Source organism: Streptomyces purpureus, assembly GCF_014648195.1.
Classification (GTDB): Bacteria; Actinomycetota; Actinomycetes; order Streptomycetales; family Streptomycetaceae; genus Streptomyces; species Streptomyces purpureus.
In genome coordinates this window covers 144,412-163,927 of sequence record NZ_BMQQ01000012.1, presented here as the reverse complement: position 1 = coordinate 163,927, position 19,516 = coordinate 144,412, and the positions used below count along the sequence as shown (strand labels likewise).

The window sequence follows — 19,516 nt, the reverse complement described above, 5'->3', positions numbered from 1 at the left end:
TCGGACGGACCGGACGAGTTCCGTGGACTCGCTGGACTTGGCGGACTCGGCGCGGCTGCCGGGGCGGCTGGTTCCGGCGGCTCGGGCAGTGGCCTGGGTAGCTCGGGTGGCTTCGGTGGGCCCGGCGACGCGTTCGGGGACGAGCTGGCGCTGCGTCGGCTGCTCCATGAGGCCGTGGCCGATGTGGCGCCCTCCGAGGGGGCCCTGGACCACCTGCGCAAGGCCGTCCCGGCCCGCCGTGCCCGTAAGCGGCAGGCCGTGGTCGGCCTCGCCGCGGCGGTCGTACTGATCGGCACCGCCGTCCCCGCCTTCGTCCACGTCGCCGGCTCCGGCGGCCTCTCCTCCGACGACCGCCCGGTCAACGCCGGCCACGGCCAGGAGGCCCAGGGCGGTACGGGCGAGGGCGAGGAGCCCGAGAAGGACGACGCCGGCAAGCAGCCCGGCAGGCCCACCGCCGGGCCGTCCGCGTCGACGAGCGTCGCCCCCGGCGAGCAGAAGCCCGACGAGACGGCCTCCGGCATCGGCGGCGGTACGGCCGACGCGAGCGTGGCTCCGTCGGACTCCGCCGCGGTGTCGATCCCGGTCTGCGCCGCCGACCAGCTCGGCGTCGTCTCCGCGCAGGCGGACAAGCCCGACGCGGAGGGCAAGGTCTACGGCACCTTCCGGATCTCCAACATCTCCGGCATCGAGTGCGCGGTCAGCGGCGAGGGCAAGGTCGACTTCGAGGCCAAGGGCGCCGCGAACTCCGCGAAGATCAGTGTCGTGGCACACGCGGCGGGCGACGCGGCGACCGGCCTCCCGGACCCCTCCCAGGAGACCAGGACACTCGTCCTCAGGCCGGACACGGCGTACGAGGTGAAGTTCGCCTGGGTACCCACGGAGACCTGCCCGACGGTGAACCCCTCCCCGGACCCGTCCACGCCGACCGACGCGGGCGGCACGTCCACCGGCTCGACCGGCTCGACCGGATCGGACGCCGGCTCCACGGCTACGAACACGGCCCCGCAGCTCGGCACGGAGGACGGCACCCCGCAGGACGGCAGCGTCGCGGTCACCCACACCGCCGAACCGGGCGCCCCGTCCGCCGAGACCACGATCCCCAACGCCTGCGCCGGCACGATCTACCGGACCGGCGTCCTGGACGCCTCGTAGCGGATACGGGCTGTGGCGGCCGGGTCCCTGGGCGGACCCGGCCCGGCCCGGCCCGCCCGGCCCGCGTCTGGATCAGGCCGCGCCCGGATCCGGGTGCCTCTGGATCACACCGCGCCGGATCAGGCCGCGTCCGTCAGGCCCAGCGCCTCGTCGCGGGCCGCTTCCGCCTCGCGGCGCAGGAGGCGGAACCACATGAAGAGGACGAAGCCCGCGAAGACGAACCACTCCGCCGTGTAGCCCAGGTTCTGGAACGCCTTGATGTCGAGGCCCGTACCCGCCGCCACCTTCGCCGGGACCGGGGTCATCCCCTTCGGCGAGTCGGTGAGCGTGACCCAGGCGTCGTACACCTCACCCGGCACCACGTTCACCAGCGACGCCGCGCTGATGATGCCCAGCTGGCCATCCGGCAGGGCCCCGCCCCCATGGACGCCGGCGGCGCCCGCGCTCTCGGAGGCCTGGAGCGCGCCGACCACCGTGACCTCGCCGGCCGGCGGGGCCGGAGCCTTCGCACCGGCCGGGAGCCAGCCCCGTACCACCGGCAGCGACTTGCCCTCGTCGGTCGTCAGCAGGGTGAGGACGTACGCGCCCCGGCGGCCGTCCAGCTCACGGTCCGGTACGAGGAACTGTGCCCCGTACCGCCCGCTCGCCGACGCGTGGCGTCCCGACGTCTCCTTGTCGACCGGCAGCAGCTCGGCCAGGGGCCTGGCCGACAGCGTCCCGGGCTCGGGCCGCCGCTCGGCCTCCCGGTGGGTGTCGACCCGGTCCTCGAACTTGCCCAGCTGCCAGGTACCCATGAACACGCACACCGGGATCGCCAGCAGGACGAAGATGTTGATCCCCCACCAGCGGGGCGTTCTCAGGAACCCGTACACCCCTCCACGGTACGGAACGCGCTCACCTCCCTTCCGCCCGGGTCCCCGCCTGCCGCAGCTGCCGCAGCTGCCGCAGTGCGAAGTCGAGCTCCAGCCGGACCTGCTTGATCCGTTCGTCCACCACCAGCGAGCCGTGACCCGCGTCGTACCGGTACACCTCGTGCACCGCGCCCCGGGCCGCGAGCCGGTCCACGTAGTTCTCGACCTGGCGGATTGGGCAGCGCGGGTCGTTCACACCCGCCGAGATGTACACGGGCGCCTTCACCGCGTCCACGTACGTCAGCGGCGACGACGCCTCGAAACGCTCCGGCACCTCCTCCGGCGTACCGCCCAGGAGCGTGCGGTCCATCGCCTTCAGCGCCTCCATCTCGTCGTGGTACGCCGTGACGTAGTCGGCGACGGGGACCGCCGCCAGCCCCAGCGACCAGTCGTCCGGCTGCGTGCCGAGCCCGAGGAGGGTCAGATAGCCGCCCCACGAGCCGCCGGCGAGGACCAGCCGCGCCGGGTCGGCCAGGCCGGAGGCGACCGCCCACTCCCGGACCGCCGCGATGTCCTCCAGCTCGATCAGCCCGACCCGGTGCTTGAGGGCGTCCGTCCACTCCCGGCCGTATCCGGTGGACCCCCGGTAGTTGACCCGTACGACCGCGAAGCCGTGGTCCACCCAGGCCGCCGGGCCCGCCGCGAAGGCGTCGCTGTCGTGCCAGGTCGGCCCGCCGTGGATCTCGAAGACGGTCGGGTACGGCCCCTCTCCGGCCGCCGGCTTCTGCACGAGCGCGTGGATACGGCCGCCGGGCCCCTCCACCCACACATCCTCGACCGGCACCGACCCCGGAGCCGCCATCCCCGGGGCGTCGAGGACCACCCCTCCGGCCGTCGAACGCACCACCGGCGGATGCGCGGCCGACGACCAGAGGTACTCGACCGTCCCGTCCGGGCGGGCCGTGGCGTCCGTCACCGACCCGGCCGGGGTGTCCACCCGCACGAGCGCGCGGGTGGCGATGTCGTACCGGAACATCTCGCTGCGCGCCTCGTAGCTGTGCACGATCAACAGACCCGTGCCGTCCGGGTACCACTCCGCGGACACGTCGCCGGACAGCCCGAGGGCGAGATCGGTCTCCTCGCCCGTGCCGACGTCCCACAGCATCGGCTCCCAGCGGCCCCGCCGCTGGTGACCGACGAGCAGCCGGGTGTCCCCGTCGACCGGCGCGAAGCCCAGCACCGCGAGCCCCAGCTCCTCCTGGCCGCCCTTGGTGTCGTCCAGCTCGGCCACGACCGAGCTGTCCGCCCGCACCACCCGCAGCGCGGAGTGCATCGCGTCCCCGTGCTCGGTGTGCTCGACGGCGATCAGTGTCCCGTCGTGCGACAGGTCGCCGACCCCGGCGGACTCGCGGTGCCGGTAGATCTCCGCGGGCTCCTGGCCCGCCCGCGCCACATGGATCGTCGAGCCCTCCTCGTCGGTGGAGCGGCCGATCACCACCGTCCCGTCCCGCCCGATCGCCAGCCCCGCCGGGTAGGACGCAGCGAGGCCCGGCACCGCCGGCACGTCGTCCCCGCCGCCGAACGGCTGCTTCATCCAGACGCCGAACTCGTCGCCGTCCGTGTCCGAGAACCACCAGATCCACTCGCCGTCGGGCGACAGCGTGCCGTCCGTCGTGCCGTTCGGCCGGTCGGTCACCTGCCGTCGGCCGCCCGTCGCCCGGTCCCAGGCGTACAGCTCGTACGTGCCGGTCGCGTTGGAGACGAACAGCGAGCGGTCCGGTGCGTCCTCGGCCCACTCGGGGAGCGACACCCGCGGCGCCCGGAAGCGCTTCTCCCAATCCGGCATCTCGGTTGCGTCGTCAGCGCCGGTCACGTCGGTCATGTCGGGCTCAGTGCTCTCTGTCATGGGCCCCATGATGCTCCGCCCCTCCGACAAACCGCTCGCGTCGTCCGCAGCCTGTGGATAACCTCCCGGGCATGTACTCACCGACCCCGGCCGACTGGCGCGAGGCCAACCGCGCACGCTGGGACGAACGCGTCCCCATACACGTGGCGAGCGACTTCTACGAGGTCGAGGCGTTCCGGGCCGGCAAGGACGCGCTGCGCGACTTCGAGCTCACCGAGGTCGGCGATGTCACCGGCCGCTCGCTGCTGCACCTCCAGTGCCACATCGGCCTCGACACCCTCTCCTGGGCCCGCCGCGGGACCTCGCACGTCGTCGGCCTCGACTTCTCCGAGCCCGCCGTCGAAACCGCCCGCTCCCTCGCCGCGGAGATCGGACTCACCCCCGACCAGGCCGCCTTCGTGGCCGCCGACGTCTACGACGCCGCGCAGGCCGTCCCCGACAGCGCGTACGACATCGTGTACACGGGCTGCGGCGCGCTGAACTGGCTGCCCGACATCGAGCGCTGGGCCGAGACGGCCGCCTCCCTCGTGGCGCCGGGCGGTTTCCTCTACGTCAGCGAGTTCCACCCGCTGACCGACGCCCTCGACGACGCCGGTTCGCGGCTCACGTACGACTACTTCTCCCGCGACCCCTGGGTCGACGAGGCACCGGGGACGTACACCGACCGCGACGCGGGCACCGTCCACAACCGCAGTGTCGAGTGGACGCACACGATCGGCGACGTCGTCTCGGCGATCGCGGCGGCCGGGCTGCGGATCGAGCTCCTCCACGAGCACGACGTAACCCTCTTCGAGCGCTTCGACGGGCTGCGCCGCCACGACGACGGCTTCTACCGCTTCCCGGGCGACCGTCCGCGCATGCCGCTGATGTACTCGCTCAGGGCGTCCCGCCCCTCGGCGTAGCTCCCCGGGACTCCGATCAGAGCTGGGTGAGGCGGCGTTCCAGGGGCGTACGGAACCGAGGGGTGATGCGTGCGCCGCCGAGCCATGAGGCCAGCCGCCCCGCTTCGGCCTCGATGGCATCGAGCACCTCCCGGCCCTGCGGAGCGAAGAGGTGCCACACGATCTCGCCGTCGGCCGCCCGCTGAGCCCAGCTGCCGATGACGCGGCCGTTCCACCACACGGTGGGGCCGATGTTGCCGCTGCGGTCGAAGAGCTCGGCGCGGTGGTCGGGATCGAGGAACCAGTCCCGCTGCTGCCAGCCCATCGCGGTCGGATCGAGCGCGGGCAGCAGGGCGGCCCACGGCTCGGGCTCGGGGGCCTCCTCCGTGTCTCCCGCCAGTACGAACCCGGTGGTGCCGTCCTCCAAGCCGACGGCTTCGGCGCCGATCGCGGCGAGGGCCTTGCGTACGTCGGTGACCTTCCACCCCGTCCACCACTTGAGGTCGGCCTCGGTCGCCGGACCGCAGGTGGCGAGCCAGTGCCGCACGAGCTCCGACTGGGCATCGGCGGCGGGCAGTTCGGGCATCGGGGGAGCGATGGCCCAGCGGAACTGGCTGGAGGTCCAGCTCCCGAGCGGCCGCCCGCGCACCACTCGGCCCTCGGTCCCCAGTGTGCGCAGAAGCCTGGTCGATACGGACTGCGTCACCTCGCGCGCAGTCCCCGCCTCGTACACGAGCTTCTCCCTCAACCGCGGCACGTCCGACCCGAGTTGGACGGCCGTAGCCTCTCCCCGCGCGGCGAGCGCGGAGAGCGTCTCGCGCTCGGTCTGCTCCAGCCAATGAGCGTCGAATCCGCCGGCGGCCGCGAGGTGCTTCAGGAACACGGCGCGCTCGCGTACCGCGACGGCGTGAGTGGTGGAGGCCTGTACGACCGGCGCGATGCCGACCGGAAAGACGAAGAGGGTGTGCCGCATCCCATGCATCCGCGCCAGCGTCCGCTCCTCGTACAGCGCCCGCTCCACCGCGGCGACGGTCCCCCGGCTGTCCTGAAGCCGCGCCCCCACGGCGAGGAACACCGTCGCGGCATCGGTGGCGTGCAACGCCACGAGCGCCTCGGCCACGTCCTCGACACTCGGCCCCCGAGCCCCCGAGGCCAACCGGTGTCGCACCCCGACGCGCCGCCGCCGCTCCCCGTCCTCGATCAACCGCCGCGCAGCACCCACACCAGTCCCCTTCCCGTCCGCCACGCCACTCCCGTTCCGTACCGACTACGCCCCCTGCTTCCGCAGCCAGCGCACCACCTCCTCCGCGCCCGATTCGCGCGCGACGTCCAGGGGGGTCTTTCCGTCCCAGCCCACCCACCGGATGTCCGCGCCCCGGTCCCGCAGGTACCGCGCCGTTTCCAGTTGGCCTCCGTGGCAGGCGCCCCAGAACCCCTCGGTGATCTCCTGCGGGGTCGGCGACTGCTGCTCCGCCCCGCTGACGTACGCCTTCACCCGGTCGAGGAGACCGAGCGTCGCGGCGTCGTGGAAGTCGGCGTGTGCCCCGAGGGCGAGCAGCCGCCGGGCCGCCTCCCACTGGCCGAACCCCCGCGCGTCGGCCAGTGGCGTGCCGCCCCCGATGACCGCCCCGTCCGCCTCGACGTCCGCGCCGGCCTCGACCAGCGCGTCGAGCGCCGCGAGGTCGTTGGTGCTGGCGGCCCAGTGCAGCGGCGTCTCCCGGTGGTCGCCGGTGAAGCGGGCGCCGGGGTCGGCGCCCGCGCCGGCCAGGGTGGCCACCGTCGCCGCCACGCCGGGGAAGTGCCCCGGCCAGTCGGTGGCCACATGCAGCAGGCTCCGCGGCCCGATCCTGGCCGCGGCCAGGCCGGGGTGCCGGTCGAGGAGGTCCCGTAGCGTCCGGGTGTCGCCGCCCTGGATCGCTTCGCGGAGGGCGACGGCCAACGGCTCCTGCGGGTCGAGGATCTGCATGGTCAGCTCCTGCGGATGCGGCGGTCTGGGCGGCGTCGACGGCCCGCCGCGCCAGGGACGCCGGGCGCATTTCATCCTGCCGGACGCCACTGACAATCAGGCGGGCACAGGCGCCGCGCCCAGCTCCGACGCGGTCGTCCAGCGTCCTCAACTCCGGCCGGCCTCCCCGGCCCTGCCCGGCCGCTCCGGCCCAGCACCGCGACCGGCCTTCCTGGCCCAGGCCCGCTTGGCCGCCTCAGGACCGGCCCGCCGGCCGTCCTCCAGGCCGAGCCGCCCGGCCGCCTCCGGCTAGCCGCCGCCAGGCATCAGGACCCGGTACCGCACATGGGTGACCCCCGCCGCCGCGACCACCCGGTCCGGCTCCAGCCGCAGGTCCGTACGGACCCCGTCGAGCAGCCGGACGCCGTCGCCGAGCACGATCGGCGCGAGATGGATCTCAAGCTCGTCGACCAGCCCGGCGTCGAGGTACTCCCGTACGGTCTCCGCGCCGCCCGAGACCTGCACGTCCTTCGCCCCCGCGGCGGCACGCGCCCGGTCGAGGGCCGCCTCGATCCCGTCGGTGACGAAGAAGAAGGTCGTCCCGCCCTGCCGCACCCACGCCTCGCGCGCGTGGTGCGTGAGAACGAAGACCGGCGCCCGGAACGGCGGCGGGTCCGGCCACCCCAGCTCACCCTCGTCGAACATGCGCCGGCCCATCACATACGCGCCCGCCCGCGCGAAGTTCTCCTCGACGATCTCGCCGGACGGGTTGCTCGCCCCGCCCGTCATGCTCTGCCGCTCCCGCCAGGCCTCGACCTCGTAGAGCCACTGGTGGATGCGGGTGCCGCTGTCGCCGAGCGGGTTGCCGGGGCGGGCGTTCGGCCCGGCAACGTACCCGTCCAAGGTCATTCCGATCGATACGAACACCTTGCCCATGGCAACGCTCCCCGCCGACGTCGTGGTCGTGGTCCTGCCCGTCGAGCCTCCGGCCGATGGGACCGGCCGGCAACTCGACGCGGACGGACACCGCCCCGGCCGCGGTCAGCCGGTGAAGACCTCGACCAGGGACCAGATCGCCAGAGCGAGCATGCACATCCCGCCGATGCGCTGAACCGTCTTCAGCGGCACCCGCTTGGCGATGAACCGCCCCGCGACCAGCGCCAGCGCCGACACGCTCATCAGGGCGGCCAGCGAACCGATCGCGGTGGACCAGGTGCCGTTGGTGGCCGCCAGGTTGGCCGTGGTGATCTGCGTCAGATCGCCCCACTCGCTGATGAAGACGGCCATGAACGCGGTGGTGAAGACCGGCCAGAAGCCCGTCACCGTCTTCCCGGCCGTGTCCTCCCCCTCGCCCTCGTCACCACTGCCCCGCAGCAGCATGAAGGCGCCGAACCCGAAGAGCGTGGCCGACACCAGCTTCACGCTCCACCCGGGCAGCAGCCCCAGCAGCCCGCCCGCGGCAACCGCGATCGCCACGTGCGCCAGGAAGGCGGCGGACGTGCCGAACCATACGTACAGAGGGCGCATCCGCGTGCCCATGGCCAGCGACGCGAACATGGTCTTGTCAGGCAGTTCGGCGAGGAAGATCAGCCCGAAGGCGGTGATGATCGCCAGGGGGTCGAGAGACATCCGGGGGCTTTCTGTTCAGGGCCGGGCCCGGGCTTCGCTCGTCGCGCGGAGGCGACAGGAGGACCACTCGGCCCGGCATGTCAAAGTGCCGCCCGCCAAGGAATGACGGGCGTCTCATGCCGTAGCCGAAGGTCTCGTCCACCACCGCACCCAGTGCGGCGGCCCGGCAGCCGGGCCCCCCGAGGAGCCAGTATGTCGACCGACCGGCGATACGGGACTACTCCCCTTCGCTGCCCCAAAGGGTACCTGAGGCACACCGAAGAGGGTCTAGACCACGGACCGCTCAGACATCGGCCGCTCCACCCCGTCCATCTCGAACACGCACGCGGCGCGGAGGGGAGCCAGCCGCGGTTGACGGACCCGGACGTGGAAGAGCCGTGGCGGGTCCTCCGGCAGCTCGCCGGTCAGCACGGTCGTCCCGGTGTCATGGTGGCCCACATACCCGATGACCTTGCCGTTCACGAGCAGCTCGATCTCGCCGCTCCGGCCGGGACCGACGTTGACCGTGACCGAGTGGCCGCCCTGATCCAGGTGGAAATGGCGGGTCCGTGCCATGACTCACCTCCACGCCACGGGTGGTACGTCCAGGCTACGCGCCGAAGCGGAACGCGCGCCTCAGAGCGACCCCGCTCCCCGTCACCGCAGCCCGTAAGCATTTCGTCATCACCAGGAGCATGGCGCTCACACCCTCGGCCACGTTGAATGCGAGCCATGGACAACCGGCCAGGGAGGCAGGCAGTGACAGGTACGAAGCGGCGCGGCAAGGTCGTGACAGGGGTGCTCGTCGCCGCGGTCCTCTTGGTGGGCGCTGGGCTGTACTGGTTCCAGCCGTGGAAGCTGTGGCAGGACGACACGGTGAGCGAGGCCCTGCCGGCGGTGTCCGCACCCCCGAGCGCACCGGAACCGGCCACCTCCACCCCCGGCTCGCCCGCCGCTCCGGCCGCTCCGGCCGCTCCGGCCGCTCCGGCCGCTCCGGCGACCATCGCCGAGGGAAAGCTGATCAGCCACGAGCACACCACCACCGGTACGGCCAAGCTGATCCGGCTCGCCGACGGCAGCCACACCCTGCGCCTCGAGAACCTGGACACCAGCAACGGCCCCGACCTGCGCGTGTGGCTCACCGACGCCCCGGTCAAGGAGGGCACGGCCGGGTGGCGCGTCTTCGACGACGGCAAGTACGTCAGCCTGGGCAAGCTCAAGGGGAACAAGGGCGACCAGAACTACGCCATCCCTGCGGACGTGAAGCTCAGCGACTACAGCAGCGTCTCCATCTGGTGCGACCGCTTCGACGTCTCCTTCGGCGCCGCGCGTCTCGCGACCACCTGACACAGCACGCCCACCGCCCGTCCGGCGACAGCTGCCTTCCTCAGCGTTTTCCACAGGCCGAGCGCGTTCTCGGACCGGCGTGGCACCCTGATCACGGTTCGAACAACGCATCGTGGACAGGTCAGGATCGGGGGACAGCCGTGGTGAGCTCGGGGGCGATGGACCGCGAGGCGATGGACAGCCATGTGACGGGGTACGCCGAGATCCTGCGCAGCGCCTGCGCGACGGGCCGTCGGCTCACCCGCGCCGAGCTGGAATCCCGGCGTGCGCAGGGGGAGCGGGCCGCGGAAGCCGGGCTCGCCTGGCGCGCGCTGATAAGGGACCACTTGGCCGCGGCGCGGGACCTGCCGCCACATCTGGCCTCCGGCTCGACCGAGCACCTGCTCGCGGCCGTGGAGCAGGCGGTGGACGCCTTCGCGGAGGGATACGAACGGGCGCAGCACCACGCGATACGTCAGGAGGAGGCGGCACGCCGGGAGTTCATCGACGACCTGCTGCACGGGCGCAGTGACCTGGGCCGCCTCGCCGAGCGGGCCGAGCGGTTCGGGCTGCGGCTCGCCCAGGCGTACGCGGTGGCCGTCGCCACGGGCCCGGAGCCGTACGGCGACGGTGACCGCGTGGCCCGCCGGATCGAGGACTCCCTGCTGGCCAGATTCGGCAACCGGCGGATCCTGCTGGCGACGAAGGACGGCCGTCTGATCTGCGTCGCCCCGGGTGACGAGCCGGAGGTGCTCACCCACTTCGCCAAGCAGGCGTACGCGGCGACGGACGGCGGCCGGGTGGGCATAGGCCGTTCCCATCAGGGCGCGGGCGGGGTCGTCCGCTCGTACGAAGAGGCCCGCAACGCCCTCGACCTCGCGGAACGGATGGGGCTGGACGGCCCGGTGCTGCGCGCCGCCGATCTGCTGGTCTACCCGGTGCTCACCCGGGACCGGCAGGCCATGGCCGACCTGGTGGAGAGCGTTCTGGGCCCGCTCGCCGAGGCCCGCGGTGGTGCCCGGCCCCTCATCGACACGCTCATGGCGTATTTCGACAGCGGCTGTGTCGCCACCGAGGCCGCGCGCCGACTGTCCTTGAGCGTCCGGGCGCTGACGTACCGTCTGGAGCGCATTCACAGCCTCACGGGCGCGGATCCGGCCGACCCGCTGCACCGCTACACGCTGCAGACGGCAGTGATAGGGGCCCGCCTGCTGGGCTGGCCGGCCAACGAGTCCTGACGCCCGGCGGCCGACGCTTCAGGCGCGTCAAAGAGGCGTCAAGATTGCCGACCGCAGGCAATGTGCGCGGGGTGGTGGCTTTGACACGATGCCCTCGTCCGGCGGAAACGCCAGTCAGATGAGGGAGGGCGGTCATGGGTCTGTTTCTGGGTCTCGGCATAGCCGGGGTCATCCTCCTGGTCTGCTCGCTGGTGTTCGACGGCGTGCTGGAAGGCCTCTTCGACGGTGCCCTCGACGGCCTCCTCGACGGCTGGCTGTCGCTCCCGGTCGTCGCCGGCTTCGTCTCGATGCTCGGCTTCAGCGGAGCTCTCGTCCTCGGGATCACTGGCCTGGGGCCGGTCCCGGCCACTGCCGCGGGGGCCGTGGCCGGGGCGGGCGCCGGCTGGCTGACCTACCGGCTGAGCCGCGTGCTCATACGGGACCGCAGCGGCGCCGCGCCGCGCCAGGACGAGCTCGTGGGAACAGCGGGGACGGTCGTCACCGCCATCCCTGCGGGCGGCTACGGCGAGGTGCTGCTACGGCTGGCCGGGCAGCCCGTGAAGTACGCGGCGACCGCCGACGGACCACTCGCCCGCGGCGCCGAAGTCTGGGTGACGGCGACGCCGTCCGCCACCTCGGTCGACGTCCGGGCCGTCGAGCGCTGAAACGCGCCCTCACCCGGCCCGTCACCGTCCCCACATCTGTCAGTCCATAGTCGATCTGCTCCCTCGGGGGAGGCAGGGAGGATCCAGCATGAGTCCAGTCGTCATCGCGGTCGTGGGAGTGGTCGTACTCCTCGTCCTGCTCGCCCTGGTCGTCGTCACCCGCTACAAGGTCGCCGGACCCAGCGAGGCATTCATCATCACCGGCCGGCGGGGCAAGAAGTCCACCGACCCGGAGACCGGGCGGATATCGACGGACAACAGCGGCCAGAAGGTCGTGGTCGGCGGCGGGGTGTTCGTCGTCCCGTTCGTGCAGCAGCGCTACACCCTCGAACTGTCCAGCCGGCACATTCCGATCGCAGTCCGCGGCGCCGTCACCCTTCGCGGCATCAAGGCGAACCTCGAGGGCGTGGCGATCGTCAAGGTCGGCGGTAACGAGGACGCCATCCGCGCCGCCGCCCAGCGCTTCCTCCAGCAGCAGGACGGCATCGTCGGCTTCACTCAGGAAGTACTGTCCGGCGCCCTGCGGGCCATCGTGGGCCGGATGTCGGTGGAGGACATCATCCGCGACCGCGCCGCCTTCGCCGGGCAGGTCGCCGAAGAGGCCGAGGCCAGCCTCTCCGGGCAGGGCCTCGTCCTCGACGCCTTCCAGATCCAGGACATCACGACCGAGGGCTCGTACCTGGAGGACCTCGGCCGGCCGGAGGCCGCCCGCGCCAAGCAGGAGGCGGACATCGCCGAGGCCAACGCCCGCCAGGCGGCCGAGCAGGCGCGCCTCAAGGCGGAGGAGGAGATAGCCGTCGCCCAGCGCACGCTGTACCTGCGCCAGGCGGAGATCAAGGCGGAGACCGACGCGGCCGCGGCCCAGGCCAACGCCGCGGGCCCGCTCGCCGAGGCCGACCGTCAGCAGCAGATCCTGACCGAGCAGGAGAAGGTGGCCGAGCGCCAGGCGGCCCTCACCGACCGCCAGCTCGACACCCAGGTCCGTAAGCCCGCCGACGCCCGGCGCTATGAGGCCGAGCAGGAGGCCGAGGCCAAGCGTGTCGCCCGGGTCAAGCAGGCCGAGGCCGAGCGCCTCGCGGCCATCGCCGCCGCCGAGGCGGAGGCCGAGCGTGCCCGCCTGACAGGTGAGGGTGAGAAGCAGCGCCGTTCCGCCCTCGCCGAGGCGGAGGCCATCGAGGGCGCCAAGCGCGGCGAGGCCGAGCGGGCCCGGCGCGCGGCCATCGCCGACGCCGTCCGCCTGGAGGGCGACGCGGAAGCCGCTGCCATCGCCGCCAGGGGCACCGCCGAGGCCGAGGCGATGCAGAAGAAGGCAGACGCCTTCAGCCGCTACGGCGAGGCGGCCCGGCTCCAGATGGTCGTCGACGTGCTGCCGCAGGTCGTCGCCAAGGCCGCCGAACCGCTGACCGCCATCGACAAGATGACCGTCATATCCACCGACGGCGCCTCGAAGCTGTCCCGGACCGTCGCCGACAACGTCGCCCAGGGCATGGAACTCATCGGCTCCACCACCGGCGTCGACCTGGCCGGGCTCCTGAAGCAGCTCACCCCCACGGAGCCGGTCCCCGCCCAGGCCCCCGCCCCGGCTTCGCCCAACGGCACGATCGCCATCACCGACTAGTCACGACGACGGAGGCCAGGGGTTCCCGCCACGGGGGTGCGGGAACCCCCGCCGTCCGTGGGCCGCCCGTCAGTGGCCGGCCGCGAGTTCGCCGCTGAGCTTGCCGTGCAGGTGGGCACTGGGGTCGTTGAGGCCGGTGATCTCGACCTTCTTGCCGCGCTGGGCGTACTTCGTCTCGATGGCATCGAGGGCGGCGACGGAGGAGGCGTCCCAGATGTGGGCGGCGGACAGGTCGATGACGACCCGGTCGGGGTCGGTGGCGTAGTTGAACTGGCCGACCAGATCGTTGGAGGAGGCGAAGAACAGCTCGCCGGTCACCCGGTAGACGACGGTGGTGTGGTCCGGGTCGGTGACGGCCGTGACTTCGGCTAGGTGGGCCACTCGCATGGCGAAAATGACCATGGCGGTCACCGACCCGGCGACCACACCCACGGCGAGATTGTGGGTCGCGACCACACACGCCACGGTCACCACCATGACGGTGGTCTCCCCGACCGGCATCCGCTTCAGCGTCTTCGGCGCGATCGAGTGCCAGTCGAAGGTCGCGAAGCAGACCATGACCATGACGGCCACCAGAGCGGCCATCGGGATCTCGGAGACGACGGGCCCGAAGACGATGCACAGCACCATCAGAAAGACACCGGCGAGAAAAGTCGACAACCGCGTGCGGGCCCCGGACACCTTCACGTTGATCATCGTCTGGCCGATCATCGCGCAGCCGCCCATGCCGCCGAAGAACCCGGTGACGATGTTCGCGACGCCCTGACCGACGGACTCGCGCGTCTTGCTGGAGGGGGTGTCGGTGATGTCATCGACGAGCTTCGCCGTCATCAGGGACTCCATCAGCCCGACCAGCGCCATGGCGAAGGCGTACGGAGCGACGGTCGTCAGGGTGTCCATGGTGAACGGCACGTCGGGCAGCCCGGGCACAGGCAGCGCCGACGGCAGGGCGCCCTTGTCCCCGACGGTCGGTACGGCGATCCCGGCCGCGACCGTGATGGTGGTGAGGATGACGATCGACACCAGGGGCGCGGGGACCACCGTGGTGACCTTCGGGAAGAACACCATGAGTGCCAGACCGGCCGCCACCAGCGGATACACGGCCCACGGCACGTCCCGCAGTTCCGGCACCTGCGCCAGGAACACCAGGATGGCGAGCGCGTTGACGAAGCCCACCATCACCGAGCGGGGTATGAACCGCAGCAGCCGCGCCACACCGAGCCCGCCGAGCACGATCTGGAACACGCCCCCCAGGATGACCGCCGCCACGAGATAGCCGAACCCGTGCTCCCGGTTCAGCGGGGCGATGACCAGAGCCACGGCCCCGGTCGCCGCCGAGATCATCGCCGGCCGCCCACCCACGATCGCAATGGTCACAGCCATCGTGAACGACGCGAACAGCCCGATCGCCGGATCCACCCCCGCGATGATCGAGAACGAGATGGCCTCGGGTATCAGAGCCAGCGCCACCACAAGCCCGCCGAGCACCTCGGTCCGCAGCACCTTCGGCGCGAACCAGGACGGACGACGACGGCCACGCGGCCACAGCGACGGCAAGAGGGCAGAGGAGGGCATGGGCGGGGCTGACCTGTCCTGTCATGGGCGCGAAGAAGCCAACGCTCCGCGCGAGCTGGGCAATTGCCGGAGGGACACCGACCGTCCCGGGAAGAGGGCACACCGGGAGACGCCCTCGGGTCCCTCCCCCAAACGGTTTCCGGAAACCACTCAAGGGCCTGATCCATATGGATCAAGCCCTTGACCTGGTCTTACGAAGTCGGGGTGGCGGGATTTGAACCCACGACCTCTTCGTCCCGAACGAAGCGCGCTGCCAAGCTGCGCTACACCCCGATGTCACTGCTCAGGCATTCCGTCGCGGCGACATCGATTACTTTAGCCCACCCTCGGCCGGAGACGAAATCCGGTTTTCGGGGCGCCGCAGGCCCTGCGGGCCGGTGGACTCAGTCGCGCGCCGTGAGTGTCAGGAGCGTGGCCTCGGGTGGGCAGGCGAATCGGACTGGGGTGTACCGGTTCGTACCGCACCCGGCCGAGACGTGCAGGTACGAGACGTTGCCGCCGGACCGGTGGGTCGAGAGGCCCTTCACGCGGTCCGTGTCCAGGTCGCAGTTGGTGACCAGCGCCCCGTAGAAGGGGATGCACAGCTGCCCGCCATGGGTGTGGCCGGCCAGGATCAGCGGGTAGCCGTCCGTGGTGAAGGCGTCCAGGGAGCGCAGGTAGGGGGCGTGGACCACGCCGATGGAGAAGTCGGCGGCGGTGTCGGGGCCGCCAGCGACGCGTTCGTAGCGGTCGCGCTTGATGTGCGGGTCGTCCAGGCCGGTGAACGCCACGTCCAGTCCGTCCAGCTTCAGCCGGCCCCGGGTGTTGGTCAGGTTCACCCAGCCCGCCGCGTCGAACGCGTCCCGCAGCTCCTCCCACGGGTTGTGCACGGCGCCCACGACCGGTGCGTTGCCGTTCAGGCCGTGCCTGCCCTGGACCTTCTCCAGCAGATAGCGGCCGGGGTTGCGCAGCCGGGGGCCGTAGTAGTCGTTGGAGCCGAAGACATAGACGCCCGGGAACTCCATCAGCGGACCGAGCGCGTCCACGACCTCCGGCACGCCCTCCGTGTCGGAGAGGTTGTCGCCGGTGTTCACGACGAAGTCGGGCCGCAGGCCCGCCAGCGACTGGAGCCACGCCCGCTTCTTGCGCTGCCCGCTCACCATGTGGATGTCGGACACCTGGAGGACGCGCAGGTCGCGCATGCCGGGCGGCAGGACCGGGACGGTCACCCGGCGGAGCCGGAACGAGCGGGCCTCGAATCCCGCCGCGTACGCCAGGCCGACCGCGCCGACCGCCGCCACACCTGCCGTGACTTTCAAGGGAATCCCGTATTGCGCGCGCATCCCCACATCGTCGCAGACCGCGCCGTACGGCAGAAATGGACGGGCGGCGCCGACCTCGTACCTGCCACACTTGTGCCATGACCACGCTCAAGGCCAAGCTCCAGGACGACCTCACCGAGGCGATCAAGGCGCGCGACGAACTGCGCTCCTCGACGCTCCGGCTCACCCTCTCCGCCATCGCCTACGAGGAGACGGCCGGCAAGGACTCGCGTGAGCTGACCGACGACGAGGTGCTGAAGGTTCTCACCAAGGAGGCGAAGAAGCGCCGCGAGGCCGCCGAGGCCTTCGACAAGGGCGGTCGCGCCGAGTCCGCCGAGCGTGAGCGGGCGGAGGGCGTCATTCTCGACGCGTACCTCCCGCAGCAGCTGAGCGACGACGAGCTGCGCCAGATCGTGGCCCAGGCCGTCGAGGAGGCCAAGGCCGCCGGTGCCGAGGGCCCGAAGGCGATGGGCGCCGTCATGAAGATCGTTAAGCCGAAGGTGGAGGGCCGCGCGGAAGGCAGCCGGGTCGCCACCGCCGTCAAGCAGCTCCTCGCGGGCTGACACCCGGCCCCACCAGGGCAGACGCCCGGGGGCAGCGAACGTCGACGAAGGGGTGGACCGCGTGACGCGGTCCACCCCTTCCGCCGTGCGAGCTCAGTGCCAGCTCAGTGCGAGGTCAGTCGTTGTTGTTGCCCTGGCCCCGGCCGTTCCCGCCGCCGATCACGTCCGGCGGGAAGATCCCGGGCCAGCCGTCGCCGGGCTTGCCCGGGCGGTTGCCGCCCGGCTTGTTGTCCCGGTCGCGGCCCTTGTCGTCGCGCGGCTTGTCCGGGTCCGGCTGCGCCGCGTCAGGGATGGAGACGTCCACGAACGACGGCGCCGGCTGACCGCTCAGCGCGCCGTTCATCGCGTCCTTCCAGATCGGACCCGGGACCTGGCCACCGAAGACCTGGGCGTGGTACTCGCCGCCGATGGTGATGCGCTCCATCGAGACCTGCTGGCTGGGGCTGCCGACCCACACCGCGCTGGACAGGTTCGGGGTGTACCCGGCGAACCAGGCGTTCTTCCGCTCGTCGGTCGTACCCGTCTTACCCGCGCTGTCGCGGCTGCTGAGACCCGCCTGCTGACCGGTACCGGAGTCGATCACACCGCGCAGCAGTGTGTTGATCGTGTCCGCGGTCCGCTCGTTCATCGCCTTGCTGCACGACGTCTGCGGGACGTCGAGCCGCTTGCCGTCCGGCGTCTTGATCGACTCGATCGCGGTCGGGGTGCAGTACGTGCCGCGGTTGGCGAACGCCGCGTACGCCGTCGCCATCGTCAGCGGCGAGATACCGGTCGAGCCGAGCGTGAGCGGCGAGGGCGAGACCGGCAGCTTGGTGCCGTTGCCCTGGACCACGCCCAGCTTGTCGGTCATCTGGACCACCGGGCAGAGCCCGATGTCCTCGATCATCTGGACGAAGTAGGTGTTGACCGACTTCGCCATCGCCTCCTTGAGCGCGTACGGACCGACCTCGGCCTCGTTCTCGTTCTCCAGCTTGGCCCCGTCGTTGACCCAGGGGTTGCCCCCGCAGGTCGGGATGGAGGCGGGGTACGGCATGGAGAACGGCGACGGGTACGACTGCGTCGGCGGCCTGCCCTGCTCTATGGCCGCCGCGGCCACGAACGGCTTGAAGGTCGAGCCGACCGGGAAGCCGAAGTTCGAGCCGCCCATCCGCTTGTTGACCGAGTAGTTGATCGTGGTCTCGTGCTCGCCGAAGCCGTACGGCCTGGACTGGCCCATCGCCAGGATCTTGCCGGTGCCGGGCTGGACCATGGTGATGGCCGCCGCGACCTTGTCGTCCTGGTAGACGTGGTTCTTGAGGGAGTCCTGCGCGGACTTCTGCGCCTGCGGGTCGAGCGTCGTCTTGATCTTCAGCCCGCCGCGGTTCCAGACCTTGGCCCGCTCCTCGCGGGTCTTGCCGAAGACCGGGTCGGAGAGGAAGACCTGCTTCACGTAGTCGCAGAAGAAGCCGGCGCCGTCGACGGCGGTGATGCAGCCGTTCTTGGGCCTGCTGACCTTGAGCTTGATCGGCGTGGCCTTCGCGCGGTCGGCCTCTGCCTGGCTGATGTCCTTCACGTCGGCCATCCGCTGCAGCACGATGTTGCGGCGCTGGGTCGCCTCGGTGGTGTCGTTGACGGGGTCGTAGCGGCTCGGCGACTGGACGATGCCGGCGAGGAGCGCGGCCTCTTCCAGGGTCAGGTCCTTGGCGGACTTGGAGAAGTACCGCTTGGAGGCCGACTCGATGCCGTAGGCCTGCTGCCCGAAGAAGGTGATGTTGAGGTAGTTCTCGAGGATCTTCTTCTTCCCGAGCTCCTCCTCGACCTGGATCGCGTACTTCAGCTCGCGGACCTTACGGCCGATCGTCTGCTGGGTGGCCTGGGCGACCTTGTCGGGGTCGTCGCCGGCCTCCTCGACGAAGACGTTCTTCACGTACTGCTGGGTGAGGGTCGAGGCGCCCTGGGCGACGCCGCCCTCCTGGGCGTTGCGGTTGATGGCCCGCAGCACGCCCTTGAGGTCGATCGCCCCGTGCTCGTAGAAGCGCGAGTCCTCGATCGCGACGATCGCCTTCTGCATATAGGGGGAGATCTTCTCCAGCGGGACGACGGTCCGGTCCCGGGAGTAGACGGTGGCGATCTGGCCGCCCTTCGAGTCCAGGATCGTGGTGCGCTGACTCAGCGGGGGCCGCTTCAGATTGGCGGGGATCTCGTCGAACCCCTCGACCGTTCCCTTGGCGCCAAGTCCCAGGGCCCCGGCGGCAGGCAGCGCGATGCCTGCCAGTACTGCTCCGGAGAGCACACTGACACCGAGGAACTTGGCGGCCTGCTGGGCCCCGGTGAGGCCTCCGCCCGAGCGCTTCTTTGCCATGGGGGCAGCCTAATCCGTAGGTAGTGGCGTTCCGTAGGAGCAGGGGCTTCTCGGAGCGTTCGAGTACCAGACCGTGACATCCGGGCGCGGCCGGGCCGTCGGCGTCTCGACCAGGTGCCTACGTTCTCATTCGCCGGACACGCGTACAGGCCTTGGCCTAAGCTGCTCTCAACTGTCACAGCAGTGTGGATTCGTATCAAGGCGTCAAGGCCCGGCGTGACATCGACGGTGACTCCCACGGAACCCGAGCCGTGTGACGTCCTGTCCGATTGCGCCTCGTGTGTCGTCCCGCGCCCGTTGTGGCTCAACTGAACTGTCCCGTTTTGCCGGGAATGTCGCGCATGTCCATCGGTCACTCCCCTGGGTGATCTGCCGCGTACGCATAGTCCGTTCGGGCCATTCAAGATTGGGCCCGAAGGGGGTGTTGCGCTGTGTCCACCTTCCGTAACGTCCTCAACTGGCAGCGGTGAATATGCCGCTGCCGCCGTGGGGGAGCCTCGATTCGGGAGAGGACGGCGCCGTGATGGGCTGGGTAACCGACTGGAGTGCGCAGGCAGCCTGCCGCAC

The 19,516-nt window shown here is 71.2% G+C and carries 17 protein-coding genes, 1 tRNA gene and 1 pseudogene; 8 read left to right on the top strand and 11 right to left on the bottom strand.

The genetic code is table 11. From position 1 onward, the window contains the following. The first annotated feature begins 174 nt into the window (after window positions 1–174). Window positions 175–1,152, top strand: a complete 978-nt coding sequence (locus tag IEZ01_RS35890; RefSeq protein ID WP_019888245.1) for a hypothetical protein — start codon at window positions 175–177, stop codon at window positions 1,150–1,152. Window positions 1,153–1,271: 119 nt separating this feature from the next. Here the strand turns inward: IEZ01_RS35890 and IEZ01_RS17510 are convergent, their stop codons facing one another. Next, on the bottom strand, window positions 1,272–2,024 hold the full coding sequence (locus IEZ01_RS17510; RefSeq protein WP_019888246.1) for an SURF1 family protein: 753 nt from the start codon (window positions 2,022–2,024) through the stop codon (window positions 1,272–1,274). Window positions 2,025–2,046: 22 nt separating this feature from the next. Continuing rightward, window positions 2,047–3,909, bottom strand: coding sequence for a S9 family peptidase (locus IEZ01_RS17505; RefSeq protein ID WP_078513359.1), 1,863 nt, complete (start codon window positions 3,907–3,909; stop codon window positions 2,047–2,049). Window positions 3,910–3,980: 71 nt separating this feature from the next. Here IEZ01_RS17505 and IEZ01_RS17500 point away from each other — a divergent pair, with 71 nt between their 5' ends. Beyond that, window positions 3,981–4,811, top strand: coding sequence for a class I SAM-dependent methyltransferase (locus IEZ01_RS17500; protein WP_019888248.1), 831 nt, complete (start codon window positions 3,981–3,983; stop codon window positions 4,809–4,811). 16 nt (window positions 4,812–4,827) lie between these two features. Here IEZ01_RS17500 and IEZ01_RS17495 read toward each other — a convergent pair whose 3' ends face one another. The 5 genes from IEZ01_RS17495 to IEZ01_RS17475 all read right to left on the bottom strand — a co-directional run bounded on the left by IEZ01_RS17495 (window position 4,828) and on the right by IEZ01_RS17475 (window position 8,919). Further along, a complete protein-coding gene (locus tag IEZ01_RS17495) occupies window positions 4,828–6,012 on the bottom strand; it encodes a winged helix DNA-binding domain-containing protein (RefSeq protein ID WP_189202504.1) in 1,185 nt (394 codons plus the stop codon). A gap of 45 nt (window positions 6,013–6,057) precedes the next feature. After that, entirely contained in the window at window positions 6,058–6,756 is a 699-nt protein-coding gene (locus IEZ01_RS17490; RefSeq protein ID WP_189202502.1) for an ankyrin repeat domain-containing protein, read from the bottom strand. Between the two features lie 288 nt (window positions 6,757–7,044). Beyond that, on the bottom strand, window positions 7,045–7,671 hold the full coding sequence (locus IEZ01_RS17485; RefSeq protein WP_019888251.1) for a dihydrofolate reductase family protein: 627 nt from the start codon (window positions 7,669–7,671) through the stop codon (window positions 7,045–7,047). Between the two features lie 105 nt (window positions 7,672–7,776). Continuing rightward, a complete protein-coding gene (locus IEZ01_RS17480) occupies window positions 7,777–8,364 on the bottom strand; it encodes a TMEM165/GDT1 family protein (RefSeq protein WP_189202500.1) in 588 nt (195 codons plus the stop codon). Between the two features lie 267 nt (window positions 8,365–8,631). Next, window positions 8,632–8,919: a hypothetical protein gene (locus tag IEZ01_RS17475; RefSeq protein ID WP_019888253.1), complete on the bottom strand. Its 288-nt coding sequence runs from the start codon at window positions 8,917–8,919 to the stop codon at window positions 8,632–8,634. A gap of 156 nt (window positions 8,920–9,075) precedes the next feature. On the opposite strand from IEZ01_RS17475, the gene IEZ01_RS17470 reads away from it, so the two are divergent. The 4 genes from IEZ01_RS17470 to IEZ01_RS17455 all read left to right on the top strand — a co-directional run bounded on the left by IEZ01_RS17470 (window position 9,076) and on the right by IEZ01_RS17455 (window position 13,169). Further along, window positions 9,076–9,690: a DM13 domain-containing protein gene (locus IEZ01_RS17470; RefSeq protein WP_373287628.1), complete on the top strand. Its 615-nt coding sequence runs from the start codon at window positions 9,076–9,078 to the stop codon at window positions 9,688–9,690. 158 nt (window positions 9,691–9,848) lie between these two features. Then, window positions 9,849–10,907, top strand: a complete 1,059-nt coding sequence (locus tag IEZ01_RS17465; protein ID WP_019888255.1) for a PucR family transcriptional regulator — start codon at window positions 9,849–9,851, stop codon at window positions 10,905–10,907. Window positions 10,908–11,041: 134 nt separating this feature from the next. Next, window positions 11,042–11,551, top strand: coding sequence for an NfeD C-terminal domain-containing protein (locus tag IEZ01_RS17460; RefSeq protein WP_189202496.1), 510 nt, complete (start codon window positions 11,042–11,044; stop codon window positions 11,549–11,551). Window positions 11,552–11,639: 88 nt separating this feature from the next. Then, the gene (locus IEZ01_RS17455) at window positions 11,640–13,169 is read left to right on the top strand and encodes a flotillin family protein (RefSeq protein WP_019888257.1); all 1,530 of its coding nucleotides are present in this window, start codon (window positions 11,640–11,642) and stop codon (window positions 13,167–13,169) included. A 69-nt stretch (window positions 13,170–13,238) separates the two neighbouring features. Here the strand turns inward: IEZ01_RS17455 and IEZ01_RS17450 are convergent, their stop codons facing one another. The 3 genes from IEZ01_RS17450 to IEZ01_RS17440 all read right to left on the bottom strand — a co-directional run bounded on the left by IEZ01_RS17450 (window position 13,239) and on the right by IEZ01_RS17440 (window position 16,066). Further along, entirely contained in the window at window positions 13,239–14,744 is a 1,506-nt protein-coding gene (locus tag IEZ01_RS17450) for a SulP family inorganic anion transporter (RefSeq protein WP_189202494.1), read from the bottom strand. 199 nt (window positions 14,745–14,943) lie between these two features. Continuing rightward, window positions 14,944–15,017, bottom strand: a tRNA-Pro gene (locus IEZ01_RS17445). 110 nt (window positions 15,018–15,127) lie between these two features. After that, complete coding sequence (locus IEZ01_RS17440) at window positions 15,128–16,066, bottom strand: metallophosphoesterase (RefSeq protein ID WP_028797788.1); 939 nt, start codon at window positions 16,064–16,066, stop codon at window positions 15,128–15,130. A gap of 77 nt (window positions 16,067–16,143) precedes the next feature. Between IEZ01_RS17440 and IEZ01_RS17435 the strand changes: the two genes are divergently transcribed. Next, on the top strand, window positions 16,144–16,608 hold the full coding sequence (locus IEZ01_RS17435; RefSeq protein ID WP_019888261.1) for a GatB/YqeY domain-containing protein: 465 nt from the start codon (window positions 16,144–16,146) through the stop codon (window positions 16,606–16,608). A 115-nt stretch (window positions 16,609–16,723) separates the two neighbouring features. Here the strand turns inward: IEZ01_RS17435 and IEZ01_RS17430 are convergent, their stop codons facing one another. Continuing rightward, complete coding sequence (locus IEZ01_RS17430) at window positions 16,724–18,949, bottom strand: transglycosylase domain-containing protein (RefSeq protein ID WP_019888263.1); 2,226 nt, start codon at window positions 18,947–18,949, stop codon at window positions 16,724–16,726. Between the two features lie 472 nt (window positions 18,950–19,421). On the opposite strand from IEZ01_RS17430, the pseudogene IEZ01_RS35015 reads away from it, so the two are divergent. Next, window positions 19,422–19,516 (top strand): annotated as a pseudogene (locus IEZ01_RS35015) (WhiB family transcriptional regulator); the annotation flags it as partial.